General features: G+C 56.0%; 25 protein-coding genes. 12 read left to right on the plus strand and 13 right to left on the minus strand.

Going from position 1 to position 23,066, the window contains the following annotated elements:
• Nucleotides 1-159 precede the first annotated feature (159 nt).
• The 3 genes from ACMGG5_RS16575 (at nucleotide 160) to ACMGG5_RS16585 (ending at nucleotide 3,326) form a co-directional block, all read left to right on the plus strand.
• Nucleotides 160-1,578 (plus strand): glutamine synthetase family protein, encoded by a 1,419-nt coding sequence (locus ACMGG5_RS16575; protein ID WP_420278199.1) that lies wholly within the window; start codon nucleotides 160-162, stop codon nucleotides 1,576-1,578.
• Between the two features lie 181 nt (nucleotides 1,579-1,759).
• Nucleotides 1,760-1,945 carry a hypothetical protein gene (locus ACMGG5_RS16580; protein ID WP_418251760.1) on the plus strand — a complete coding sequence of 62 codons (186 nt, stop codon included), beginning with the start codon at nucleotides 1,760-1,762 and terminating at the stop codon, nucleotides 1,943-1,945.
• Nucleotides 1,935-3,326 carry an APC family permease gene (locus ACMGG5_RS16585; protein WP_208763807.1) on the plus strand — a complete coding sequence of 464 codons (1,392 nt, stop codon included), beginning with the start codon at nucleotides 1,935-1,937 and terminating at the stop codon, nucleotides 3,324-3,326. Before ACMGG5_RS16580 ends, ACMGG5_RS16585 begins: the two co-directional genes overlap by 11 nt.
• A 70-nt stretch (nucleotides 3,327-3,396) precedes the next feature.
• On the opposite strand, the gene ACMGG5_RS16590 is transcribed toward ACMGG5_RS16585, so the two are convergent.
• Nucleotides 3,397-4,650 carry an MFS transporter gene (locus tag ACMGG5_RS16590; RefSeq protein ID WP_090417194.1) on the minus strand — a complete coding sequence of 418 codons (1,254 nt, stop codon included), beginning with the start codon at nucleotides 4,648-4,650 and terminating at the stop codon, nucleotides 3,397-3,399.
• Between the two features lie 121 nt (nucleotides 4,651-4,771).
• On the opposite strand from ACMGG5_RS16590, the gene ACMGG5_RS16595 reads away from it, so the two are divergent.
• The 3 genes from ACMGG5_RS16595 to bioD all read left to right on the plus strand — a co-directional run bounded on the left by ACMGG5_RS16595 (nucleotide 4,772) and on the right by bioD (nucleotide 7,845).
• Nucleotides 4,772-5,704 (plus strand): LysR family transcriptional regulator, encoded by a 933-nt coding sequence (locus ACMGG5_RS16595; RefSeq protein ID WP_048989573.1) that lies wholly within the window; start codon nucleotides 4,772-4,774, stop codon nucleotides 5,702-5,704.
• A gap of 94 nt (nucleotides 5,705-5,798) precedes the next feature.
• Entirely contained in the window at nucleotides 5,799-7,019 is a 1,221-nt protein-coding gene (gene mlc, locus ACMGG5_RS16600; RefSeq protein ID WP_024909131.1) for a sugar metabolism global transcriptional regulator Mlc, read from the plus strand.
• 130 nt (nucleotides 7,020-7,149) lie between these two features.
• Complete coding sequence (bioD, locus tag ACMGG5_RS16605) at nucleotides 7,150-7,845, plus strand: dethiobiotin synthase (RefSeq protein ID WP_024909130.1); 696 nt, start codon at nucleotides 7,150-7,152, stop codon at nucleotides 7,843-7,845.
• Here bioD and clcB read toward each other — a convergent pair.
• The 6 genes from clcB to ACMGG5_RS16635 form a co-directional block, all read right to left on the minus strand.
• Nucleotides 7,780-9,090, minus strand: coding sequence for a voltage-gated ClC-type chloride channel ClcB (gene clcB, locus ACMGG5_RS16610; RefSeq protein ID WP_420278200.1), 1,311 nt, complete (start codon nucleotides 9,088-9,090; stop codon nucleotides 7,780-7,782). The two genes, bioD and clcB, sit on opposite strands and share 66 nt — an antisense overlap.
• Before the next feature lie 102 nt (nucleotides 9,091-9,192).
• The gene (gene osmV, locus ACMGG5_RS16615) at nucleotides 9,193-10,341 is read right to left on the minus strand and encodes an osmoprotectant ABC transporter ATP-binding protein OsmV (protein ID WP_061715364.1); all 1,149 of its coding nucleotides are present in this window, start codon (nucleotides 10,339-10,341) and stop codon (nucleotides 9,193-9,195) included.
• Complete coding sequence (osmW, locus tag ACMGG5_RS16620; protein ID WP_023311514.1) at nucleotides 10,341-10,988, minus strand: osmoprotectant ABC transporter permease OsmW; 648 nt, start codon at nucleotides 10,986-10,988, stop codon at nucleotides 10,341-10,343. The genes osmV and osmW overlap by 1 nt, the downstream gene beginning before the upstream one ends.
• Nucleotides 10,989-10,996: 8 nt before the next feature.
• Entirely contained in the window at nucleotides 10,997-11,896 is a 900-nt protein-coding gene (gene osmX, locus ACMGG5_RS16625; protein ID WP_024909127.1) for an osmoprotectant ABC transporter substrate-binding protein OsmX, read from the minus strand.
• An 18-nt stretch (nucleotides 11,897-11,914) separates the two neighbouring features.
• Complete coding sequence (gene osmY / locus ACMGG5_RS16630) at nucleotides 11,915-12,625, minus strand: osmoprotectant ABC transporter permease OsmY (RefSeq protein WP_047061706.1); 711 nt, start codon at nucleotides 12,623-12,625, stop codon at nucleotides 11,915-11,917.
• 275 nt (nucleotides 12,626-12,900) lie between these two features.
• Entirely contained in the window at nucleotides 12,901-13,848 is a 948-nt protein-coding gene (locus ACMGG5_RS16635; RefSeq protein ID WP_267214732.1) for an NAD-dependent epimerase/dehydratase family protein, read from the minus strand.
• Nucleotides 13,849-13,940: 92 nt separating this feature from the next.
• On the opposite strand from ACMGG5_RS16635, the gene ACMGG5_RS16640 reads away from it, so the two are divergent.
• Nucleotides 13,941-14,390, plus strand: a complete 450-nt coding sequence (locus tag ACMGG5_RS16640) for a MerR family transcriptional regulator (RefSeq protein ID WP_061715360.1) — start codon at nucleotides 13,941-13,943, stop codon at nucleotides 14,388-14,390.
• Here the strand turns inward: ACMGG5_RS16640 and ACMGG5_RS16645 are convergent.
• Both ACMGG5_RS16645 and ACMGG5_RS16650 read right to left on the minus strand, forming a co-directional pair.
• Nucleotides 14,340-15,077: a YoaK family protein gene (locus ACMGG5_RS16645; RefSeq protein ID WP_061715359.1), complete on the minus strand. Its 738-nt coding sequence runs from the start codon at nucleotides 15,075-15,077 to the stop codon at nucleotides 14,340-14,342. The two genes, ACMGG5_RS16640 and ACMGG5_RS16645, sit on opposite strands and share 51 nt — an antisense overlap.
• Nucleotides 15,078-15,235: 158 nt before the next feature.
• Complete coding sequence (locus ACMGG5_RS16650) at nucleotides 15,236-15,859, minus strand: glutathione S-transferase family protein (RefSeq protein WP_148769453.1); 624 nt, start codon at nucleotides 15,857-15,859, stop codon at nucleotides 15,236-15,238.
• A 427-nt stretch (nucleotides 15,860-16,286) separates the two neighbouring features.
• On the opposite strand from ACMGG5_RS16650, the gene ACMGG5_RS16655 reads away from it, so the two are divergent.
• Nucleotides 16,287-16,742, plus strand: a complete 456-nt coding sequence (locus ACMGG5_RS16655; RefSeq protein ID WP_420278201.1) for a hypothetical protein — start codon at nucleotides 16,287-16,289, stop codon at nucleotides 16,740-16,742.
• A 44-nt stretch (nucleotides 16,743-16,786) separates the two neighbouring features.
• Here ACMGG5_RS16655 and ACMGG5_RS16660 read toward each other — a convergent pair whose 3' ends face one another.
• Nucleotides 16,787-17,197 (minus strand): YybH family protein, encoded by a 411-nt coding sequence (locus ACMGG5_RS16660; RefSeq protein WP_248272129.1) that lies wholly within the window; start codon nucleotides 17,195-17,197, stop codon nucleotides 16,787-16,789.
• Between the two features lie 248 nt (nucleotides 17,198-17,445).
• On the opposite strand from ACMGG5_RS16660, the gene ACMGG5_RS16665 reads away from it, so the two are divergent.
• Nucleotides 17,446-17,817, plus strand: a complete 372-nt coding sequence (locus ACMGG5_RS16665) for a hypothetical protein (RefSeq protein ID WP_080474224.1) — start codon at nucleotides 17,446-17,448, stop codon at nucleotides 17,815-17,817.
• A 137-nt stretch (nucleotides 17,818-17,954) separates the two neighbouring features.
• Nucleotides 17,955-18,665, plus strand: coding sequence for a YnfC family lipoprotein (locus ACMGG5_RS16670; RefSeq protein WP_148769455.1), 711 nt, complete (start codon nucleotides 17,955-17,957; stop codon nucleotides 18,663-18,665).
• Nucleotides 18,666-18,883: 218 nt separating this feature from the next.
• Here ACMGG5_RS16670 and ACMGG5_RS16675 read toward each other — a convergent pair whose 3' ends face one another.
• Nucleotides 18,884-19,201, minus strand: a complete 318-nt coding sequence (locus tag ACMGG5_RS16675) for a YebG family protein (protein ID WP_045335983.1) — start codon at nucleotides 19,199-19,201, stop codon at nucleotides 18,884-18,886.
• A 76-nt stretch (nucleotides 19,202-19,277) separates the two neighbouring features.
• Complete coding sequence (locus ACMGG5_RS16680) at nucleotides 19,278-20,258, minus strand: nitrilase family protein (protein WP_208763817.1); 981 nt, start codon at nucleotides 20,256-20,258, stop codon at nucleotides 19,278-19,280.
• 100 nt (nucleotides 20,259-20,358) lie between these two features.
• Between ACMGG5_RS16680 and ACMGG5_RS16685 the strand changes: the two genes are divergently transcribed.
• Nucleotides 20,359-21,273, plus strand: coding sequence for a LysR family transcriptional regulator (locus tag ACMGG5_RS16685; protein WP_420278202.1), 915 nt, complete (start codon nucleotides 20,359-20,361; stop codon nucleotides 21,271-21,273).
• Here the strand turns inward: ACMGG5_RS16685 and ACMGG5_RS16690 are convergent.
• Nucleotides 21,197-21,547: a helix-turn-helix domain-containing protein gene (locus ACMGG5_RS16690; protein WP_420278203.1), complete on the minus strand. Its 351-nt coding sequence runs from the start codon at nucleotides 21,545-21,547 to the stop codon at nucleotides 21,197-21,199. The two genes, ACMGG5_RS16685 and ACMGG5_RS16690, sit on opposite strands and share 77 nt — an antisense overlap.
• Nucleotides 21,548-21,883: 336 nt before the next feature.
• Between ACMGG5_RS16690 and ACMGG5_RS16695 the strand changes: the two genes are divergently transcribed.
• On the plus strand, nucleotides 21,884-23,056 hold the full coding sequence (locus ACMGG5_RS16695) for an efflux RND transporter periplasmic adaptor subunit (RefSeq protein ID WP_420278204.1): 1,173 nt from the start codon (nucleotides 21,884-21,886) through the stop codon (nucleotides 23,054-23,056).
• Nucleotides 23,057-23,066: the final 10 nt, after the last annotated feature.

The following is a 23,066-nucleotide window of genomic DNA, read 5'->3' on the forward strand; positions in this document are numbered from 1 at the left end:
TTTCGTTCAATATTTTCTCAATCTAGCAACGGGATCTGCCTTTTGCAAACTTAATTTAACATTTGACAAACAATTTGTTTGCATACAGATTCGATAGGGTGGACATTATATTTGACAGTCCTGAGCAGCGAACGCAAAACCCAAAAACGGTGGTAAATCATGGAAACCAATATCGTAGAAGTTGAGAACTTTGTGCAGCACACGGATGAGAGGCGGGGCAGCGCCTTTACGCAGGAAGTGAAGCGCTATTTAGAAAAGTATCCTGACACCCAGTTTATTGACGTCCTCCTGACCGACCTGAACGGCTGTTTTCGCGGCAAACGCATCCCGGTTGCCGGACTGAGCAAACTTGAAAAAGGCTGCTATTTCCCGGCATCGGTTTTCGCCATGGACATTTTGGGTAACGTCGTGGAAGAGGCGGGACTGGGGCAGGAGCTCGGCGAGCCGGACTGCATCTGCGTGCCGTTACCGGGCACCCTGACACCGTCCGCCGCCGACCCGGAATACATTGGTCAGGTGCAGCTCACCATGGTCGATGAAGATGGCGCTCCCTTTGACGTTGAGCCGCGGAACGTACTCAACCGACTCTGGCAGCAGCTGCGCCAGCGCGGTCTGTTCCCCGTGGTAGCGGTAGAGCTGGAGTTCTATTTACTTGACCGTAAACGCGATGCCGACGGCTATCTGCAGCCACCCTGTGCGCCGGGCACCGACGTGCGTAACACGCAGAGTCAGGTCTACTCGGTTGATAACCTGAACCACTTTGCTGACGTGCTGAACGATATTGACGAGCTGGCGCAGCTGCAGCTGATCCCCGCCGACGGGGCAGTGGCCGAGGCCTCCCCGGGCCAGTTTGAGATTAACCTGCACCATACGGAAAACGTGCTCGATGCCTGCGACGATGCGCTGGCGCTAAAACGTCTCGTCAGGCAGATGGCGGAAAAACATAAGATGCACGCCACGTTTATGGCAAAGCCGTATGAAGAGCATGCGGGCAGCGGGATGCATATCCACATCAGCATGCAAAACAACCGAGGCGAAAACGTGCTCGCAGACGCCAGCGGCGATGATTCCGCGCTGCTGAAACGCGCGCTGGCCGGGATGATCGATCTGATGCCGGCGTCCATGGCGCTGCTGGCACCGAACGTCAACTCCTACCGCCGTTTCCAGCCGGGAATGTACGTGCCGACGCAGGCGTCATGGGGACACAATAATCGCACCGTTGCCCTGCGTATCCCCTGCGGCGATCGCCATAACCATCGGGTTGAGTACCGGGTGGCGGGAGCCGACGCGAATCCGTATCTGGTGATGGCGGCGATTTTTGCCGGCATTCTACATGGGCTGGATAACGATTTACCCCTGCAGGAAGAAGTGGAAGGCAATGGTCTGGAGCAGGACGGACTGCCGTTCCCGATTCGTCAGAGCGATGCGCTGTGGGAATTTATGCAAAACGATAGCCTGCGCGAGCGGCTGGGCGAACGTTTCTGCCACGTCTATCACGCCTGCAAAAACGATGAATTACTGCAGTTTGAACGCCTGATTACCGAAACTGAAATTGAGTGGATGCTGAAAAACGCCTGATAACGTGCCCCGGTAAGGGGCCGCTTTGTTTCATCTCATACGTATCACCAAACGGCCTGCGCGGAGCCTGGCCTAACTGTTTGCTGGCACGCCAGCTATCTCCCGGGAGTCGCGTTATGGAGCGCAGGCGGCACAGGGATTTTCTTAACGACACTGTGTGACGAGGTAGGAAATGATGCAGATGTTCAACTATCCGCAGGGCGAAGGGGGCCAGTCAGGCGCCTGCTGTGAGTGCGAGCCAGAGACGGTGCGCTGGTACGATCGCGTGTGTTCTTTACAACTTCCCCCTTTGCTAAGCAGGTTTGCGTTAAGGACAGCGCGATTGCAAACCACGGTAAGCATGGGGGGGACGGTTTATGGCGACTAACACCTCTCTTGACTCGCCGCGCATGGCCGGAAGAACCCGGCTACGCAGTTCCCTCAAGCTCTGGCAGGTGGTCATGATGGGGCTGGCTTATCTCACCCCCATGACCGTGTTTGATACCTTCGGCATTGTGTCCGGTATCAGCAACGGCCACGTGCCCGCCTCGTATCTCTTGGCGCTGGCTGGCGTCATGTTTACCGCCATCAGCTACGGCAAACTGGTACGGCAGTTCCCGGAAGCGGGCTCTGCGTACACCTACACGCAGAAATCGATCGGCCCCCACTTAGGCTTTATGGTCGGCTGGTCATCGCTGCTGGACTATCTCTTCCTGCCGATGATTAACGTGCTGCTGGCGAAGATCTACCTTTCCGCGTTGTTCCCTGAAGTCCCGCCGTGGGTCTGGGTGGTGGGGTTTGTGACGATCCTGACGCTGGCGAACCTGAAGAGTGTGAATCTGGTCGCCAACTTTAACACCCTGTTTGTGCTGGTGCAGGTCGCCATCATGGTGGTGTTTGTCATTCTCGTGGTGCATGGCCTGCACAAGGGGGAGGGCGTCGGCACCGTCTGGTCGCTCCAGCCGTTTATCAGCGAGAACGCGCACCTGATCCCGATTATTACCGGCGCGACTATCGTCTGCTTCTCTTTCCTCGGCTTTGACGCGGTCACCACGCTGTCGGAAGAGACGCCAAACGCAGCGCGGGTTATTCCCAAAGCCATTTTCCTGACCGCACTGTATGGCGGGCTGATATTCATTGTTGCCTCATTTTTCATGCAGCTCTTTTTCCCGTCGATCGCGCGCTTCAAGAATCCGGACGCCGCGCTGCCGGAAATTGCGCTATACGTTGGCGGCAAGCTCTTCCAGTCGGTGTTTCTGTGTACCACGTTTGTGAATACGCTCGCTTCAGGCCTGGCCTCGCACGCCAGCGTCTCACGCTTACTGTATGTGATGGGGCGTGACAACGTCTTTCCGGAGCGCGTGTTTGGCTACGTGCATCCGAAATGGCGTACGCCGGCTCTGAACGTCATTATGGTTGGGATAGTGGCGCTGTCGGCTCTGTACTTTGATCTCGTGACCGCGACGGCGCTGATCAACTTCGGCGCGCTGGTGGCGTTTACGTTTGTTAATCTCTCGGTGTACAACCATTTCTGGCGGCGTAAGGGGATGAACAAAACGTGGAAAGATCGGTTCCACTATCTCCTGCTGCCGCTCATTGGTGCCGTTACGGTCGGCGTGCTGTGGATAAACCTCGAAGCGACGTCCCTGACGCTTGGCCTCATCTGGGCGGCACTGGGGATCCTTTACCTGACATGGCTAACGCGCCGTTTCCGAAAACCGCCTCCGCAGTTTGAAGCCGGTAAGATAGAGCAGGCCTGGGATTCCTGAACGTGAAACGGCACCAGTACGCTGGTGCCGTTTTTCGGGATCGCTCGTCTTACCGGGCATCAGTCCCCTACTATCTCAGACGTTTATGAAGACTCGCTCCCACCAGCAGCGCCGCGCACAGCATCAGCGCGATAAACCCGCCCACGCCGTTCCAGCCGTAGTTATGCCAGAACACGCCGCCGAGCGTCCCGGCGATGCTGGACCCCAGGTAATAGCTAAACAGATAAAGAGACGATGCCTGACCTTTGGCGCGACGCGCGCGCGGACCAATCCAGCTGCTGGCGACCGAGTGAGCGGCGAAGAACCCCGCGGAGAAGAGCAGCATGCCGGCAAAAATCAGCCACAGGGAGGAGAAGAGCGTCAGCAGCAGGCCGACCAGCATCACCGCAGTGAAGAACAGCATGACCGGGCCGCGGCCATAGCGTGCGGTCATCGCCCCGGCCTTCGGCGAGCTCCAGGTGCCGGTCAGGTACGCCACGGAAAGCAGGCCGACCACCGCCTGGCTCAGGTGCCACGGAGAGAGCATCAGGCGATAGCCAATATAGTTAAACAGCGTAACGAAAGAGCCCATCAGCAGGAAGCCGACCAGAAACAGGCGTGGCAGCCCTTTGTCACGCCAGTGCAGGCGGAAGTTGATAAACAGCGTTTTTGGGCGCAAAGAGGTCGGGCGGAAATGGCGCGATTCCGGCAGAATTTTCCAGAACATCAGGGCTGATGCCAGCGCAAAACACCCGATGACCGCCAGCGCAATACGCCAGCTAAAGAAGTCCGTAAAGACCCCGCTCAGCAGGCGTCCGCTCATTCCGCCAATCGAGTTCCCGCTGATGTAAAGCCCCATAGAGAAGGCAACAAAGCTTGGGTGAATCTCCTCGCTGAGATAGGTCATCCCGACCGCCGCCACGCCGCTGAGCGATAGCCCAATCAGCGCGCGCATCACCAGAATACCGTGCCAGCTGGTCATCATGGTCGAGAGTAACGTGCAGACCGAGGCCAGCATCAGCGCGGTCACCATCACCTGTTTACGGCCAATGGCGTCGGACAGCGGCCCGGTAAAGAGCAGGCCAATCGCCAGCATGCCGGTAGAAATAGAGAGTGAAACGCTGCTGCTGGCAGGCGATACGCCAAATTCATGCGAGAGGACGGGCAGGATCGGCTGAACGCAATAGAGCAGGGCGAAGGTGGCCAGACCGGCAGAAAAGAGCGCCAGCGTGACGCGCATAAATGGGGGGGTACCACGTTTAATGAACTGGACCGGCTGCGATGCTGCAGGTAAATCATTGATATCTCTGGCCGGATCGATATCAATAGTAGTTGTACGACTCACACAGTTTCCTTGCTTAAACATCCCCGTGATTTCTGGTGACGGGTATGACCACCTCTTCAGGGTAGGAAAATGTAAATATTCTGTCTAATATATTAATAATCTCAAATGATACTTTAAAAATATGAATATCGAGCTGCGTCACCTCCGCTACTTTGTCGCCGTCGCCGAAGAGCTGCATTTTGGCCGCGCGGCGGCACGGCTGAATATCTCTCAGCCCCCGTTAAGCCAGCAGATTCAGATCCTGGAGCAGCAGGTTGGGGCGCGCCTTCTGGCCCGTACCAACCGCAGCGTGAGCCTGACGGCGGCGGGCAAGCAGTTCCTGAACGACAGCCGACAAATTCTGAGCATGGTCGAGGACGCCGCCGCCCGGGCAGAACGGCTCTATCTCGGGGAAGCCGGAGAGCTGCGGATCGGGTTTACCTCGTCGGCACCGTTTATCAGCGCCGTCTCGGAAACGCTGTCGTCATTCCGCCGCCATTTCCCGGATGTTCATATTCAGACGCGCGAAATCAACACCCGCGAGCAGATTGCGCCGCTGAATGAAGGTTCCCTGGATCTGGGACTGATGCGTAACACCCAGCTGCCGGATACGCTGGCGTGGGAGGTGATCCTGCGCGAGCCGCTGATGGCAATGATCCCACACGATCACCCGCTGGCGTCGCGTCCGGCGGTTTCGCTGGCAGAGCTGGCAAAAGAGCCGTTTGTCTTTTTTGACCCGCAGGTTGGAACGGGTCTGTATGACGATATCCTGGGGCTGATGCGCCGCTACGATCTGGCCCCGGTCATCACCCAGGAAGTCGGGGAAGCGATGACCATTATCGGTCTGGTCGCCGCCGGGCTGGGCGTGTCTATTCTTCCGGCCTCCTTTAAACGGGTCCAGTTGCGCGAAATGCGCTGGGTGACCATTGCCGAAGAGGATGCCGTTTCCGAAATGTGGCTGGTCTGGTCAAAACACCGCGAGCAGAGCCATGCCGCACAGCGCTTCAAGCAGCAGTTAATAAGCGCCTCTGCCGGGCGGCATTTTCCGGGAAAAGGGGGCAAAAATGTGCGGTAAATCACATGGCTAAGTAAATATTTGACGGCAGCCATGCAAGTGCTTCACCATAGCAAACAGTTTATTTCGAAGCTCGAAAATAAGGGAGTACGAGGTGGTTGCTGATAGTCAGCCAGGGCATATCGATCAGATTAAGCAGACCAACGCTGGCGCGGTGTATCGCCTGATTGATCAGCTTGGTCCGGTTTCGCGTATCGATCTTTCGCGCCTGGCACAACTGGCACCTGCCAGTATCACCAAGATTGTCCGCGAGATGCTGGAAGCGCACCTGGTTCAGGAGACGGAAATTCAGGAGCCGGGCAGCCGTGGCCGTCCGGCAGTCGGGCTGGTGGTTGAGACGGAAGCATGGCACTACCTGTCGCTGCGCATCAGCCGCGGCGAGATCTTCCTTGCGCTGCGCGATCTGAGCAGCAAGCTGGTGGTGGAAGACCGCCTTGAACTGCCGCTCAACGCGGAGGAACCGCTCCTCGACGCGATTGTCTCGCACATCGATCGCTTCTTTATTCGCCATCAGCAGCGGCTTGAACGCTTAACGGCGATTGCCATCACCATGCCGGGCATTATTGATACCGAAAATGGTATTGTTCACCGCATGCCGTTTTACGACGATGTCAAAGAGATGCCGCTGGGCGAGGTGCTGAAAAACCATACCGGCGTGCCGGTCTATATTCAGCATGACATCAGCGCCTGGACGATGGCGGAGGCGCTGTTCGGCGCGTCCCGCGGCGCGCGGGATGTGATTCAGGTGGTCATCGACCATAACGTCGGGGCGGGCGTGATTACCGACGGACGTCTTCTCCACGCCGGAAGCAGCAGCCTGGTGGAAATTGGCCACACCCAGGTCGACCCGTACGGTAAGCGCTGCTACTGCGGCAACCACGGCTGTCTGGAGACCATTGCCAGCGTGGAAAGCGTGCTGGAGCTGGCGCAGGTCAGGCTCAGCCAGTCCATGAGCTCCTCGCTGCACGGACAACCCTTAACGGTGGATTCACTCTGCGCCGCCGCGCGCCAGGGGGATCTGCTGGCGAAGGACATCATTACCGGGGTGGGGAATAACGTTGGCCGCATTCTGGCGATAATGGTGAACCTCTTCAACCCGCAAAAAATCCTCATTGGCTCACCGCTCAGTCAGGCGGCGGAGATCCTCTTCCCGGCGATTACGGCCTGTATTCAGCAGCAGTCGCTTCCTGCCTACAGCCGGAACATTGCGGTAGAAAGCACCCAGTTTTCCAACCAGGGTACGATGGCTGGCGCGGCGCTGGTCAAAGATGCCATGTATAACGGCTCGCTGTTGATCCGCCTGTTACAGGGTTAACTCTTTTCCGCAGATGTAAGAAAAATTGCGCTATCTCAAGCCGGGTAGCGCATGCATCCCGTAGACTTCCTCCACTGAATTATTTACCTGGTTTATATTTTCGAAGCATACCCAAGAGGTGGAGTGAGTCATGCTTAAGCGTTTCTTTGTTACTGGTACAGATACCTCTGTCGGCAAGACCGTCGTATCCCGCGCATTGCTGCAGGCGCTGGCAGCAAGCGGTAAACGCGTGGCAGGGTACAAACCGGTCGCAAAAGGGAGTAAAGAGACGCCAGAGGGATTGCGCAATAAAGACGCCCTGGTGCTGCAAAGCGTCTCGTCACTGGAGTTGCCCTATCACGCGGTCAATCCCATTGCGTTAAGCGAAGAGGAGAGCAGCGTAGCGCACAGCGGCCTGATTAATTATCCCCTGTTGTCCGACGGCCTGGCGAACCTGAGTGAGAAGGTTGACCACGTGGTTGTTGAAGGGACGGGCGGCTGGCGCAGCCTGATGAATGATTTGCGCCCGCTGTCTGAATGGGTCGTACAGGAGCAGCTTCCGGTGGTGATGGTGGTGGGTATCCAGGAAGGGTGCATCAACCACGCGCTGCTGACGGCGCAGGCGATTGCCAATGACGGCCTGCCGCTGGTTGGCTGGGTAGCAAACCGCATCAACCCGGGCCTGGCGCACTACGCGGAGATCATCGACGTGCTGAGCACCAAACTGCCCGGACCGCTGGTGGGCGAGCTGCCTTATCTGCCACGCGCCGAGCAGCGCGAGCTAGCGCAGTACATCGATCTCTCTGCCCTCGGTGGCGTGTTGACCGTAGACAGAGTCGTGGCGTAACGTCCGCGAGAATACGGACGCCAGCACGCAGGCGACCAGCAGGCCGGGCAGTAAAAAATACTGCCCGGTCATTTCACAGACCATCAGCGCCGACATAATGGGCGCATGCGTGGTCGCGGCAAGTAGGGTTGCCATTCCTGCCAGCCCCAGCAGAATCGCCGTTTCAGAACCCGGTAGCCACAGCGCGAACAGCTGCGCGAACAGCATCCCCGTTGCCATACCGACAAACAGCGTGGGCGTAAACACCCCGCCCGGCGCGCCCGATCCGCTGCTCGCCAGTACCGCCAGCAGTTTGCAGATAAACACCCCGGCAATCACCGACAGCAGCGGCGGCGCGAGCAGAAAAGCCTGAACCACGCTGTAGCCATTCCCCCACACCTTCGGCGTCAGAAGAGACAGCAGCCCGACGATCGCACCGCCCAGCGCTAATTGCCACGGTGGCGAAAGCTTGAGGCGCAAGAAAAGACCGTGGCTGAACGCCATCAGCCACATCAGCAGCGGCCCGCAGACACCCGCCACCAGCCCCATCGCGACCAGCAGGGCATAATCGGTAGCGGTGAGGATACCGCTCAGATGGACCGCGTAGAGCGTGTCGGTACCCGGCGCCAGAAGCTGCGTGGTGAGAAGCGCCACCACCGCCGCGATAACCACGGGCCCGAGCGAGGCCAGCATCAGGGTGCCAAACAGAATCTCAGCGATGAACAGGCTTCCGGCTAAGGGAGCATGGTAGGCGCTGGCCATCCCGGCGGCGGCACCGCAGGCTATCCATAATTTCCACTCGGATTTGGGCGTAAAGCGCCGGGCGAAAAGGGAGGCGGCGAGGGCGGCAAGCAGGATCATCGCCCCTTCACGCCCGATGGCGCTTCCGCTGGCAACGACCAGCAGTGAGGCGAGGGATTTAACCAGGCTGGCGCCGTAGTCAAACTGGCCGTCACCGGTCTCCAGCGCTTCCATGTAGTCGGTGGGGGCATGAGGCCGTTGCGCGGTCAGCCGTTGCCATCCCCAGAGCAGCAGCCCGGCCGCCAGACCACCCAGCGCTGGCGTCAGCGCGCGCCGCCAGGGGGAGAGCGACGCGGCGGCATTCACCAGGCTGCCGCTGTCGTTGCTGAGAAGCAGCCACTCCAGCAGGTACATGCTGTGGCGGAACACCGCCACGGCCAGCGCGGCCAGCACGCCGGTAACGGTAGCAATCAGCAGTCGGCGAAACATCGCGCGGATGTCGGGGTACGTATGAAGACGTTGCATGAGTCGCGAGTCAACGGGAAAGATACAATATTGTGGCGGCAAATCGTGGGGTTAGCAAAAGGTATGCGTGCGGAAAAGCCGGGCAATGCCCGGCCTGAAAGGTTAACTGTCGCTATGAATATTCAGCGCCCGGCGCGTACGCCCTGAACTCAGGTACTCGGCAATATAGTCCTGAGAAATCTCGCCGTTGTAGCGCCCGTCCTCATCCACGATCGGCATCCAGCTGGTGTTGCTCTCATACAGGCGTGACAGCACCACGCGCAGGTTGTCTTCCGCTTTGCCGGTCATGCGGAACGGATGCAGGATGTCGGCGCAGGTCCCGCTGGCATTACGCGCTTCGCGACGCTTCACAAAGCCCAGCGGCTTGCCGTGTTCGTCAACCACGGTAATCGCGCGAATATCATTATCATCCATGGTCGCAAAGGCTTCAGGGAGCGGCGTAGAGCCCCGCACCGTAATGGTCGGCTGCTGGTCGGTGACGTCGCCCGCCGAGACCAGCAGCAGGCGCTTCAGCGTGCGGTCCTGACCGACAAACGAGCCGACAAACTCGTTCGCCGGTTTCGCCAGCAGTTCATCCGGGCTGGCGCACTGCACGATTTTCCCCTGACGGAACACCGCAATACGGTCGCCGAGCTTGAGGGCTTCGTCGATATCGTGGCTGACCAGCATGACGGTTTTCTTAAGCTTGCGCTGCATCTCCAGGAACTGGTTCTGGATCACCTCGCGGTTGATCGGGTCCACCGCGCCGAAAGGTTCATCCATCAGCAGTACCGGAGGATCCGCCGCCAGGGCGCGGATCACGCCGATACGCTGCTGCTGGCCCCCGGACATCTCGCGCGGGTAGCGATTCAGGAACTTATGCGGATCCAGCGCCACCATATCCATCAGCTCTTCGGCGCGGGTTTTACAGCGCGCTTTATCCCAGCCCAGCATGCGCGGCACGACGGTAATGTTCTCTTCGATGGTCATGTTCGGGAACAGGCCAATCTGCTGGATCACGTAGCCGATGTTGCGGCGCAGGGTGACGGTGTCCATCCCGCTGGTGTCTTCACCGTTGATCAGGATCGTCCCGCTGCTTGGGGTAATGAGGCGGTTAATCATCTTCAGGGTGGTGGTCTTCCCGCAGCCGGACGGGCCGAGCAGGACGCACATTTCCCCTTCGGGCACGTTCAGGTTAACGTTGTCCACGGCCTTAAAGGTCTGGCCGTGCTTCTGGGAAAATTGTTTGGTGAGGTTTTCCAGTTTTATCATTATCGAATCCCCTTTGGAGTCAGAACCACCTGCAGACGATGCAGCAGCCAGTCGAGCACAATCGCTAAAAGACAAATCATCAGCGCGCCCGCAATCAACATGCGAATATCGCTTCCGCCGATGCCGTTGAGCAGCAGCAGGCCCAGACCGCCCGCGCCGATCACCGCGGCAATCGCCATCACGCCGATGTTCATCACCACGGCGGTGCGGATCCCGCCGAAAATCACCGGCAGCGCCATCGGGATTTCGACCCAGCGCAGCCGCTGCCAGAAGGTCATGCCGATGCCGCGTCCGGCTTCGCGCAGGCCCGGCGGCAGGCTGTCGAGCGCGGTATGGGTGTTACGCACAATCGGCAGCAGCGAGTAGAGAAACACCGCCGTGATCGCGGGCAGGGCACCAATCCCCTGACCGATCAGCGAAAACAGCGGGATCATCAGGCCAAACAGGGCGATAGACGGAATGGTCAGCACGATGGTGGCTATCCCCAGCACCGGCGTTGCCAGCCACCTGTGGCGGACAATCAGAATGCCCAGCGGTACGCCGATGATGATGGCTAAGCCTACGGCCAGCGCCACCAGCCACAGGTGCTGCAGCGTCAGGGTTAAGAGGTAATCCCAGTTGTCCAGAATGTAGTGAATCGTCTCCATAGCGCCTCCTACAGCAGCTGTTTGCTACGCAGGAAATCGCGGGCGACCTGCTGCGGTGACTGATGGTCGATATCCACCTTTTTGTTCAGCTCGGTGATAACGTCGTTGTTGAGCTGGGCCGAGAGGGTGTTGAGCGCCTCTTCCAGGCCGGGGTTGGCCTCCAGCGTGTCCTTACGCACCACCGGGGTGACCGCATAGCTCGGGAAGAAGCCTTTATCGTCTTCCAGCACCTTGAGGTCGAAGCCCTTCACGCGACCATCGGTGGTATAAATCAGCCCGGCGTCAACGAAGCCGTCGCGCACCGCGTTATAGACCAGGCCGGGGTCCATCTGACGGATCTGCGGGCGGTCCAGCTCCATCTTATAGGCCGCCTGAAGCGGCTTCATGCCGTCGCTGCGCCCGGCAAACTCCAGGTCCAAGCCCAGCAGCCAGTTTTTGTCCGGGTTGGTTTTACGGATCTGCTCAATCTTCGCCACCATCTCCGACATGGTGTTGATGTGTTCCGCCTCGGCGCGCTTGCGCTGCATGGCGAAAGCATAGGTGTTGTTCATATCGGCGGGCTTGAGCCAGACCAGACCGTGCTTCGCGTCCAGGCGTTTTACCGTCTCGTAAGACTCCTGCGGCGACATGCGCTTGTTGATGTGGTTAAAGATGATCAGCGACGTGCCGGTGTACTCCCAGGTCATGTCAATCTGCTTGTTGATCATCGCGTTGCGGGAGATCACCGTGGCAATGTTGGTTTGCGGCTGGACCTGAAAACCTTTCTTTTGCAGGTACTGCACGGTCATCGCCGAGAGAATGTGCTGCTCGGTAAAGCTCTTGGTCGCCAGAATCAGCGGGGCCGCCATCGCCTGGCTGGTGAACAGCGCCGCGGCACACAGCGCCGTCAGGCCGGAAAACAGTCTCATAAAAGCTCCTTGTTATTGTTATCGAGCGAGATGGGGACTCATCACGCGACCCAGCGCCGCCAGCAGGGTATCGAGGATCAGTGCGAACAGGGCGGTGGCCGCCGCGCCGAGGATCAGGGTCGGGAAATCGTTCAGATAAATGCCGGGGAAAATCAGCTCGCCGTAGCTGCTGGCGCCAATCAGGAACGCCAGCGGCGCGGTACCGACGTTAATGGCGGTGGCGATGCGGATCCCCGAGAGCATGACCGGCCAGGCGGCTGGCAGCTCAACCTGACGCAGACGCTGCCATTTGGTCATCCCGATGCCGTTTGCCGCTTCCAGCAGCGACGGCGGGACCGAGCACAGCCCGGCATAGGTGTTACGCACGATCGGCAGCAGCGAGGCAAGGAACAGGGCGATGATGGCGGGCGTATCGCCAATGCCAATCACCACCATTGCCAGCGCCAGAACGGCCAGCGGCGGCAGCGTGTTGCCGACGTTGAAGATTTGCATCACATATTCGGCGATACCCCGCGCGGCCGGACGGCTCAGCAGAATACCGGCTGGAATACCCACCAGCAGGGCAAAAAACATGGATGAGAAAACCAGAATCATGTGCTGTTGCCCGAGATAGACCAGGTCAACCTGACGCGCCTTTATCGTCTCCATCCCGATACCCCAGACGAGGAGGGCGAGGACCACAATAATGGCGCCGACAAACAGCAGCGAACGTTTGAGTAATGGGTGCATTGCGGTGTGTCTCCCTGTGCGCATGCGTTATAGCAACCACCGGTTGCCTGTTGTTATGCCATGTTTCGGCAGGGGTATTTCACCTATAGCAAGCGTTTGGGAAGGGTTCCAGCGAAGGGGTAAAATCAGTAACCCTATGAAAACAGTGACAACCTCGGGTTAAGCCTTATGGCGTAAGGGCTGATTGAGGAAGAGGCAGAATAGTCCTAAAGACGAGAAGTGAAAGTGACGTTGTCACGAGTAATGGCCGCACCTTTGTCGGTGCGGCAGTGCATTTACGCTGTTTTGTGCGCTTTTGATCTCCATTCCTGCCAGATGTTTTCAAGACCGTGCCGGTATGAAGTGACGGGAAAGTCGGGAAAATGCCGCTTAAACTTCGTCGAATCAAACAGGTTGTCAACGTCGTATCTGGGCAACAGCTCCCGCATTTCGCGCGCGCCCTGCGAAAACAGTGCCGTCGCGGCGAAGGCCAGCTCGCCCAGCACGGCGTAGTCCGCCTTCTGGCCGAAGATATCGCAGGCGAGGGTAACAAACTGTTGATACGTCAGCCTTTCGTCGCAGCAGGGCAAATGCCACGTCTGCCCGTATGCCTCAGGCGTATTGCCCAGCAGGGCGAGCGCGCGGCTGGCATCCGGCGTCCAGATGAGGGTGCGAAGCGTATCGTCACGTACCGGAACGCGCGGACGTTTGTGCTGCTTCAGCCTGTCGATAATGAGCGTATTCGTGAAGCTCTGCGTTCTCTCAGGCCCGTAAAACTCCGGGGCCCGACCGATGAGGACGGGAATGTCGCCCCGCTGCATTTCGGCAAGCACCCGGTTGGCCATCAGCGCACGCACGTTGCCTTTCCGTCCCCGGGGCGCAAAGCGCGTCTCTTCAGTTTGTGGCACGTCGCTCTGGGGGTACATGTAAGTATTGTCAAAATAGACGAATCTTGCGCCAGCCTTTCGCGTGGCCTCCAGGGCATTGTCCAGCATGGTTGGGAACTGACGCTCCCACAGCGCGGAATCAGGCGGCAGACCAGCGGTAAAATAGACCGTATCGCTGCCGTTAACCGCCTCCTGCGTCTGCTGAGCATCCAGAAGATTGGCCGCAGCCGTGATATCGCTGGCGTGGACTTTCTGCGGATGGCGGCTGACCAGCCTGATATCGTCGGTATAGGCGCGTTTTAATTCGCGGGTCAGTTCACGGGCGATTTGCCCGCTGGCACCCAGAATAGTTTGCATATGAGCTCCCTGATGAGATGACGATCCGGTTGACCGTATAAAAAGTTTAAGCTTAAAGTTAACTTTAAGGTCAAGACGTAAGAGCAGATCAAATGAGAATTGGCGAGCTGTCGAAAATGACGGGGATTTCCCCGTCGCGCATTCGGTTCTATGAGGCGGAAGGTTTACTACCGAGACCCGTCAGGCAGGGGAACGGCTACCGAACGTATTCTCAAGAGGCGGCAGCGCTGCTGAACATCATCGACAACGCGCAGCGTACCGGGTTCTCACTGGAGCAAATACGCCGCTTCCTGCCGCAGCCGCAACAGCACTGGGATCATGAGGGACTGATCCAGTCCCTGAAAACGCGTATTGCCGAAATAGAAGCGATGCAGAAGCAGCTTGAGGAAAACCGCAGAGAATTGCTGACGCTGGTCGCGAGTATCACCAACCGTCCGGATGGGATCTCCTGCGACGACAACATGCAGCGCCTGCTGGGGCAGCTGCAACACTCAGACGGTAGCGCGAACCCGTCGAACCCGCGTCGAGACGGTGATAATTGAAACGATAGCGATCACGGCAAGCATCAGTCCGAGCGCCAGCATGGCGTTAAAGCCAATCCATCGGAAAAGCAGCAGCCCCGCGATACCGCCCGTAATAAACGAAAACAGGGTGGTTAAGTGGGTTTTCAGCTGACTTTTTTGCGCCGCCGTATCTTTGGAGTAATCCCTGCGCATCATCGCCACCAGTACGGAGGCCAGGGATATCCCCGCGTCCGTCAGCGTGCCGGTAATGTGCGTCGATCTCACCCGTCCGCCGGAAAGCTGCGTAGAAGTGGAATTATGAATGCCCATCAGGCCGCACAGGAAAAGAATAATCTCGCGGTTGCTGGTGAGGGCATGAAAATACATCTCGTAGAAGGAAACGCCGGTCAGCAATATCCCCTCGACGAACAGGATCTGGCAAAAAACCAGCCTGACGTTATGGATAATGCCCCATATTACAATCATGCGGGCAAGAATGGCGCCTGCGACAAAGGAGAGAATAATCGAGCCGAAGAAAATGATATCGCTCAGGTCAGTGGAAGAGACTTCGCTGGATAACTGTGAGGTGTTGCCGGTCATGTGTGAGGGGAAAAAACCGAATGCCCCGAGGGCGATGGCATTCAGCAAACCTGCCGAGGTCGCCAGCCAGAGAGCAAGCCGGCGATCCTCCTTATGCGTTCGTTCTTTCTTGAGTCTAATCAGCAAGAATACCTCCGGGTTGAGCTTTGCCTGAATAGTCAGGCTAGCAAAGCGGTGCAACGGGCTGTCCAGGATATGGCTTAATTATTATTCCCTCTGACGACAATCAGGGTTTCGTAATTAAAAAAACAGCCTCGTTGCGGTATTCATTCAGGCATTAAGTTTTACACCATGCCGTTATTGCCGTGACGCAAAAATGCCGGACGCTGGTTAAGGCGCTCGAACCAGGCCTCAATGGCGGGCACGTCTGGCTTATCAAACGGCGTCATTTTCCAGCGATTCACCGACAGCCCAAGCACCACGTCAGCGAGGGTAAACGTCTCGCCCGTCGCAAAGGCCCCGGTGCGCTGTAACTGGTTTTCCAGAATGGTGATGCAGTGGTTCCACTCTTTGATTCCCGCCGCAATGCGCTCAGGGTCGTTAAAGTCCGGGTTTTTACGCCCCAGCGCCGGGAAGACATAGCGCCAGGCGTTGTTAAATTCAGTGGCCTGCCAGTCCATCCAGCGCTCAACGTTGGCGCAGGCCTGCGGTTCTGCGGGCAGCAGATCGTGACGTTCGGCCTTGCGCGCCAGATAACGGCAGATGGAATTGGACTCCCACAGCACGAAATCGCCATCAATCAGCACCGGCACCATGGCGTTGGGGTTCAGGGCGCGGAAGGCATCCGTTTCCGTTGAGGCAAAACCACTGCCGTAATCTTCCTGTTGATAGGCTATGCCTGCTTCTTCGCAGGTCCAGAGTACTTTTCGAACGTTTATGGAGGTGGTTTTGCCGAGGATGCTGATCATTACGCTGGTGTCCTTTAATGGATGTTATTGTTTAAAAACAATACACCAGATGTGCCAGAGAGGTTGGGGCAAAATTTGGTGGGGCGTGCTCTGTCTGACCCCGGTGAACGTTTCTGGAAGGCGCCTCGCAAACCGTAAAGTAACCTTATGAAATTCAGCGTTATGTCTTTTCCTCGACTGGGCGCGGTCGTAAAGTGCCTGCGTTGCGGCACATCCGCAATCGGGCGTAGGAACCCGTCAACCATATAGTGACATTACGTATGTCTCAGCAGTGCCGATCTCGTTACAATAACGGTGGCGCTGACGGAGCAGCCCTAAGGCTGGCCGTTTTCTATATGGGCGGTATTCCTACCTCTGTCAGCGCTACCCCCCGAGCGTAGGAACTCACTGGGTGGTTAAATGAATTGCATATAGAAGGATGCCTTGTATGGCTACTATCCCAACTCTGACTTATCTTCCATCTGACGAGAACGTCATTCTGCAACTTATCTCCCGGCCGCTACCGGCTGATGCCGATCTGTTTGTCGTCGCCGACAACTGCGCCGCGCTGGTGAGCGTGCTGGTCGAAATCGATGATGTCGCGAGCCGCACTGCGCTGTGCGAGCGTCTCCTTCAGACCCTGCGCAAGCTGAGTGAGCTCTGCGATGCCGATCTTCCTCCATACCTGATTGAACAGTTGATCATGGGTGAGAAAATCAACTCCTGCGTGCCGGACTGCTGGCAGGACACCCTGACTCAGGTGGACTACGTTCTGGCGCTGACACAGGCGGTGATGGGGGGAACGCTGCCCGCTCACGTAGCGAAGGAACTGACAGGCCTGCTGCACGATATGGTGTGGCTGCTGGCTGAGTTTGTGAAGGAGCCGCGCATCACTACACATTAAGGGCGCAGGAGTGGAGGGGCGGCAGCGCCCCTTTGAAAGTGTGATTAACGCGATCGGTTCCCGGTATCCAGCAGCGACGTACCGTAAGAGTTGTCGATGGTACAAAGCCAGCGACCGTCGCTTTCCTGTCGAAAAACATAGGTCGCGCGGCGCGACATTTCTGTTATTCCACCCTGACCATCAGGAAAACGCAGAACGGTTTCCATGATAACGAGGGCATTACCGCCACCTTCGATCACCTGCATCTCCCCTTGTTCGACGATCAGCTGATCCTGAAAATAATCAGAGATGGCAATAAACGCGCTGCGGATGTTCTCTTTGCCTTTAACCGTCATGCCTGGCTTGACCACCAGAGCTGCGTCTTCGGCGTAGTACTCCATCAGGGCGTCATAGTTTTTGGTGGTGATGGCGCGATCGCAGGATTCGATGATCTGGCGTAGCGGATGCGGGGTCATGCGTATTTCCTCAGAGAGGGGGAAGTGTATTAACTTAACAGTCTTGCGTGTTTGTATAGCTACCAGGTTTTGTGGTTGGAAGGTTTAGCATAGAAGCGGATAGTTTTAAGGTTACGCCTGCTATGAATTGTGAGCTCAACGGGGTGATTTCTAAACTGATATCAAGTCATTAAAACCTTCATCTGTCAGGTTTTGTGTCAGCAGTCCCTACAGCAGGATAATAACTTCCTTGGGTAACTAAAGATTTTTTGCACAAAGTCGATAACTCCCCGGAAGATAGTCATTTGACGAAACAGTATTTATCAGGGGAAAAAAAGTTGAGATTTCTAACATTGTTTATCCTCCTTATTGCTATTACCTTACATGCCGAAGAACATGATTATGGCCCACCTGTCTCTGTATGCCTGAACAAACATACCTTTCCCTATATCAACACGATGATTCCAGCTGAAAATATTGTTAATGACGCTTATCTGGCGTGCCAGGGTGTCGTTGATGAATGGAATCGTGAGAGAGAATCCTTGCCCAAAGAAATGGTAATCAAGCAGAATAAGGAGTTGCGTGATATGTATATCAGGATGATTGAGATCCGTCGGAAAGCGAGTGCACACAAAAAATGAGGGATCCTTGTATCGAATGAGTAGAACAAAAAGCAGACACTTAACGTGTGGCATGGAAACGCTTCGATTATTCGTAAAATATGAGAGCGCGAATTCACATCATCGTTGAATGCTATTTATTAATAAAGGGATGACTTATGAAAGCAGGTGTTTTTTTAAATCTATTATTATTGACGTTATCATTTGATGTCGCGGCATTTACTCAATTCAAACCGGCGGTCTTAAATGCTGCTCTTTTATTCGATCATGATGCAACCACCGGGAACGTAAAACATAGCCTCCAGTGGATGCGGGATGTTACCGGTAAACTTCAGGTTATGACAGAAGTTAGATATGATCGCAGCGGATGCTTTACGAGTATCAACATGGTTGACAAGGCAAATGTTCGAGAGTTTCATTTGGTCAATAAAGATGGCTTACTGACGTCACTTAAAGGCCAGCGTATTACCGGAAAAATAAATGAGCGCTGCGAAATTACTGAGCTTGAGAATGAAAAGGGTAATTACTTACTCAGTTATAATATACGTGGCTTGCTGGAGAAAATAATGGACAAAGATACGGGCGAAGTTGTAGAGCGATATGAATATCACAACAGCCAATTCCCCGTTCGCATAATAAACTACAGAGATCCAAAAGATGAACGCATCGTTTACCCATCCGGAAGTGCGCAATTCCTTGACTCAGAATTAGTGTCGAAAAGAGAGGACATCACTTTCATGGTGAAGCAAAGCTGTGCTTACACCGCTGATGGTAATGCAGATAAATGCTCGCTGATAGCATCCACTAACGACGACTATCGTGACTCAAGCCTCGTATGGATTTCTAATCACAAAAATGAATATTTCTAAATTATATTAAAAGGACTGAACCCACGTCAGCTTATCCGAAAGATTGATTAACGTCCTATTTTTTTATGTCAGTGCATCATCTCCTTAGCTCTTTCATCTCCTGCTTATGAAACGATGGTATCGTTAACATCAATCAGCAGGAGAGTACTACAGACAGCCGAAAAGCCGTAAGCAGTTATCTGCTTACGGCTTCCAGAACGGTGATGATTTTCTGACAATCAGGCCGCTTTCACAGCCCTGATTTTTTTCGTGTCAGCCGCATCGGAGTCAGTTGTATCCGCTACAGCTGGAGCAGTGAGATCGGGAAGTTTGCTGGTACGCAGAATATGCTGCACGGTCTCTTTCTGCTCGGCGAGATACAGGCCAAGATTTTCAGCCTGCGTTTCATCCATCTGCATTCCGCTTTGCAACAGCCAGTCGGTGAACGCGTCTGCCATATCGAGCAGCTTGTCGTGAGCGTCAGCCTCTTTCTTACTGGCAAATGTCATTTTCTCTTCACCTTTTCTAACGACAACAAATTTTGTTTCAACAGCCATTATGCGCACCTCATACTGTAATTATATACAGTATAACAGTTCCGGATTAATGTTGCAGCTAAAAATTGCTCACCTTTTAGCGGGCAGGGGGCTCATTCGAAAAGCGTGCACTGATCGCATCACGTTCATAGCCCTGCGGCTGCGTCAGTATCTGGTATAAATCAGGGCGGCGACCGTGGATCCAGCGGCGTCCGGTGCTCATAGCAAGCAGGCTTAAATCGAGTTCAGCGCTCACCATCGCATCTTCAGCCGCCCAGGTTTCATTCACGATCCTGCCATAGGGGTCGAGGATCATCGCATTGCCTGTGCGCACTTCGTCATCATCGGCACCGACACCGTTGCTGAAGAGAAGAAATAACCCGTTGTCATGCGCGCGGGCAGGCAGCCAGCGCATTAGCCATTCCCGACCGCCTGGCCCTTTGAATGCCGCGGTAATTTCTTCCTTGCGCGCTTCCCGCTCCTCCCAGAGCGCCAGCGGAATAGGCTTCATCCCGTGAGGGCTGCGGGAATCGGTACCGCCAGTTTGATGCGGTGCGAGAAGAATATCGGCACCCAGCAGCGCCGTCGCGCGCACGTTTTCGACCAGATTATTGTCCCAGCAAATCAGGATACCGACCTTCACGCCCCACGGCGTATCAAAGACGGTAAAACTGTCCCCGCTGCTGATGGCCGGATGTTCAAATGCATGGAGTTTACGATGCGTATGCATTGAGCCATCCGGCATACAGGCAACATACGCATTGTAGAAGCGGCCATCGTCAGCGCGTTCAATAAGCCCGGCGCCAATCAGCATTTGATGTTTTATCGCCAGGGAGCGTATTAGCGTCAGGGAAGGGCTGTCGGCAACCGGCTCTGCCAGAGCAGACACCTCCGCTGCACTGAGCTTAGGGACATGCCAGTAACCGGTGATGCACATTTCAGGGAAAGTGAGAATGTTCACCTGCTCAAGCGCCGCCTGTTCAATAAATTTCTCCATTATCAGGAGATTGTATTTTTTGTTACTGGCCTGATGCTGAAACTGTACGGTTGCCGCCTTTAAGGATGTCAGTTCGTTCATGATGTGTCTCCGGTTGTCATCGAGACTGAATTACATAACGATTGCCGATAACTGTATAATCAAATCATTTCCGAATTCGATAACCATCTGGAATGCAAAAATGAACACCCGGTTGCTGAAGGCCTTTTTGATGCTGGCTGAAAAAGGAAATTATGCCGATGCGGCGCGGGCGCTGTTTATCTCGCAGCCGGCATTGACCAAACAGATTAATCTCCTTGAATCCCTGTTGAAGATGTCGCTTTTTTCACGAGGTCGTCACGGCGCAATACTGACGGCCAGCGGCAGGCGTTTGCTGCCAGAGGCTGAAAAAGTGGTCAGGCAGACCCGGCAATTTATGCAGCATGCTGAGCGGGTATTAAAAGGCGTGGAGGGGCATATCGCCGTCGGGTTCGGACTCTCAAGCTTTTATCTGGCGCCACGCTGTATCGCTGATTTTCGTCGAGACTATCCGGAAGTAGAGATGTCATTGACGGATCTGCCTTCCTTCCAGCAGTACGAGCGATTGCAAAATGATGAGCTACAGGTCGGTTTTGTCAGGGTTCCTCCTCCCGTGGAGCTCGAATACCTGCCGTTATTTACCGATCGGCTGGTTCTGGTTGCGCCCGCCGCGTCGCCAGCAATGTCTGCTGCAGAGTGGCTCACGAAACGCCCTCTGTTGCGGCTGTATGATGAGCGAGGGCGGGGTTTAAACGCGCAGATTGACCGCTTCCTGCATGACAACGGTCTTTTCATCTCTTCGACTCAGCTGACTGACGATATCCAAACTATCGTCGCGATGGTGGTTGCGGGTATCGGCGTGGCCATTCTGCCCACCAGCGTGACGCATATCGCGCCGCCGGAGCTGGCGATTATTCCGCTAACGGGGGAGTCAATCAGCTGGGAGGTGGGTATTGCCTGGGACGCAAGCAGGGAGGATGTCATCCGTGACAATTTCATTGCTAGCGTAGCTGCTGCGCTTCCGGGCCACCCATGCTCCGCCGCCATGCCCCAGGCGCCTGACCATACTGACGCTTAAAGCTGCGGTTGAAAGACTGCTGGGAGTCAAAGCCAAGTGCTATCGCCACGTTCAGAATCGGTTCATCGCTGCTGGTTAAGCGCTCAACCGATTTTTGCAGCTTTTGCGCGCGAATATACCCTGCGAGGGGATAGCCCGTATGCTCTTTGAACAGGCGCTGGAGGTGCCATTTTGAGTAGCCGGAACGCCTGGCGACGGACTCAATGTCCAGACGGCTATCCAGGTTGTTGTCGATCCAGTCGAGTAAATCATGCATAAATGCGCCAGTGTTCATCTGGTTGCCCTCACGCTGCTTGTATAAAAGTATCTTTGTCTGTTGCATTAAAAGGTGGCGCGTTTTTGTAGTAATTGCAAGTTTTATTGTTGCATTTAAATCCCTGAGCGAAACGGGTCTTTTTACATCCGCTCAAATAGCACATAAAGTGCAACAATTATTCTTGCACTTAGTTAAGCGCCTTCCTACAATCGCCGCGATAGTGTACTCGCAACTGTTACAGTTTTGTGGCGATGAACGACACAAATGGCCTTGAGACAGCCACCGGACAAAGGAAGTGGCGCGGTGCCTCCTGCTGCGTCTTGCCCGGCGGCGATAATGACTGGAATAAAAATAATGAGCCTGCAAAAAACCTGGGGTAACTTTCATCTGAACGCGCTGGGGGCAATGTTGCTCTCCGTGCTGCTCGTCGGATGCGATAACAGCGTCGCGCAAAATGCCGCGCCGCCTGCGCCCGCCGTCAGCGCTGCTGACGTGGTGGTGAAATCTATTAGCCAGTGGGATAGCTTTAACGGACGGATTGAAGCGGTGGAGAGCGTTCAGCTCCGTCCGCGCGTTTCCGGCTACATTGATAAAGTGAATTACACCGACGGCCAGGAAGTGAAGAAGGGCGAGGTGCTGTTCACGATTGATGACCGAACCTATCGCGCCGCGCTGGAACAGGCGCAGGCGAACCTGGCGAGAGCCAAAACGCAGGCCAGCCTGGCGCAAAGTGAGGCTAACCGTACCGATAAGCTGGTCAATACCAACGTTGTCTCCCGTGAAGAGTGGGAGCAGCGTCGTTCGGCCGCCGCTCAGGCGCAGGCCGATATTCGCGCCGCGCAGGCGGCAGTGGACGCCGCGCAGCTCAACCTGGACTTCACCAAAGTCACCGCGCCTATCGATGGTCGCGCCAGCCGGGCGCTGATCACCAGCGGGAACCTGGTGACTGCGGGCGACACCGCCAGCGTCCTCACCACGCTGGTATCGCAGAAGACGGTGTACGTTTACTTTGACGTGGACGAGTCGACCTACCTTCACTACCAAAATCTGGCCCGCAGCGGTCAGGGCGCGTCCAGCAATCATACGGCGCTGCCGGTTGAGATTGGCCTGACGGGCGAGGAGGGCTATCCCCACCAGGGCAAAGTGGATTTCCTGGATAACCAGCTTACGCCGAGCACCGGGACCATCCGCATGCGCGCGCTGCTGGATAACGCGCAGCGTCAGTTCACGCCGGGACTGTTTGCCCGCGTACGCCTGCCGGGCAGCGCCGAGTTCAAAGCCACGCTTGTCGACGACAAAGCGGTGCTGACCGATCAGGATCGTAAATACGTCTATATCGTGGATAAAGAGGGGAAAGCGCAGCGTCGTGACATCACGCCGGGACGTCTGGCAGACGGTTTACGCATCGTGCGGCAGGGGCTGAACCCTGGCGATAAAGTCATCGTCGAGGGTTTACAAAAAGTGTTTATGCCGGGTATGCCGGTTAACGCGAAAACCGTTGCCATGACCGCCAGCGCCCTCAACTGATCCCTTGACC

The organism is Enterobacter sp. BNK-34 (assembly GCF_048684445.1).
Lineage (GTDB): Bacteria > Pseudomonadota > Gammaproteobacteria > Enterobacterales > Enterobacteriaceae > Enterobacter > Enterobacter pseudoroggenkampii.

Bases quoted from the DNA above. Each gene is read 5' to 3' on its own strand.
- ACMGG5_RS16575 (WP_420278199.1), top strand. From the start codon at position 160: ATGGAAACCAATATCGTAGAAGTTGAGAACTTTGTGCAGCACACGGAT.
- ACMGG5_RS16580 (WP_418251760.1), top strand. From the start codon at position 1,760: ATGTTCAACTATCCGCAGGGCGAAGGGGGCCAGTCAGGCGCCTGCTGT.
- ACMGG5_RS16585 (WP_208763807.1), top strand. From the start codon at position 1,935: ATGGCGACTAACACCTCTCTTGACTCGCCGCGCATGGCCGGAAGAACC.
- ACMGG5_RS16595 (WP_048989573.1), top strand. From the start codon at position 4,772: ATGAATATCGAGCTGCGTCACCTCCGCTACTTTGTCGCCGTCGCCGAA.
- bioD (WP_024909130.1), top strand. From the start codon at position 7,150: ATGCTTAAGCGTTTCTTTGTTACTGGTACAGATACCTCTGTCGGCAAG.
- clcB (WP_420278200.1), bottom strand. From the start codon at position 9,090: ATGCAACGTCTTCATACGTACCCCGACATCCGCGCGATGTTTCGCCGA.
- osmV (WP_061715364.1), bottom strand. From the start codon at position 10,341: ATGATAAAACTGGAAAACCTCACCAAACAATTTTCCCAGAAGCACGGC.
- osmW (WP_023311514.1), bottom strand. From the start codon at position 10,988: ATGGAGACGATTCACTACATTCTGGACAACTGGGATTACCTCTTAACC.
- osmX (WP_024909127.1), bottom strand. From the start codon at position 11,896: ATGAGACTGTTTTCCGGCCTGACGGCGCTGTGTGCCGCGGCGCTGTTC.
- osmY (WP_047061706.1), bottom strand. From the start codon at position 12,625: ATGCACCCATTACTCAAACGTTCGCTGCTGTTTGTCGGCGCCATTATT.
- ACMGG5_RS16635 (WP_267214732.1), bottom strand. From the start codon at position 13,848: ATGCAAACTATTCTGGGTGCCAGCGGGCAAATCGCCCGTGAACTGACC.
- ACMGG5_RS16640 (WP_061715360.1), top strand. From the start codon at position 13,941: ATGAGAATTGGCGAGCTGTCGAAAATGACGGGGATTTCCCCGTCGCGC.
- ACMGG5_RS16650 (WP_148769453.1), bottom strand. From the start codon at position 15,859: ATGATCAGCATCCTCGGCAAAACCACCTCCATAAACGTTCGAAAAGTA.
- ACMGG5_RS16655 (WP_420278201.1), top strand. From the start codon at position 16,287: ATGGCTACTATCCCAACTCTGACTTATCTTCCATCTGACGAGAACGTC.
- ACMGG5_RS16660 (WP_248272129.1), bottom strand. From the start codon at position 17,197: ATGACCCCGCATCCGCTACGCCAGATCATCGAATCCTGCGATCGCGCC.
- ACMGG5_RS16670 (WP_148769455.1), top strand. From the start codon at position 17,955: ATGAAAGCAGGTGTTTTTTTAAATCTATTATTATTGACGTTATCATTT.
- ACMGG5_RS16675 (WP_045335983.1), bottom strand. From the start codon at position 19,201: ATGGCTGTTGAAACAAAATTTGTTGTCGTTAGAAAAGGTGAAGAGAAA.
- ACMGG5_RS16680 (WP_208763817.1), bottom strand. From the start codon at position 20,258: ATGAACGAACTGACATCCTTAAAGGCGGCAACCGTACAGTTTCAGCAT.
- ACMGG5_RS16685 (WP_420278202.1), top strand. From the start codon at position 20,359: ATGAACACCCGGTTGCTGAAGGCCTTTTTGATGCTGGCTGAAAAAGGA.
- ACMGG5_RS16690 (WP_420278203.1), bottom strand. From the start codon at position 21,547: ATGAACACTGGCGCATTTATGCATGATTTACTCGACTGGATCGACAAC.
- ACMGG5_RS16695 (WP_420278204.1), top strand. From the start codon at position 21,884: ATGAGCCTGCAAAAAACCTGGGGTAACTTTCATCTGAACGCGCTGGGG.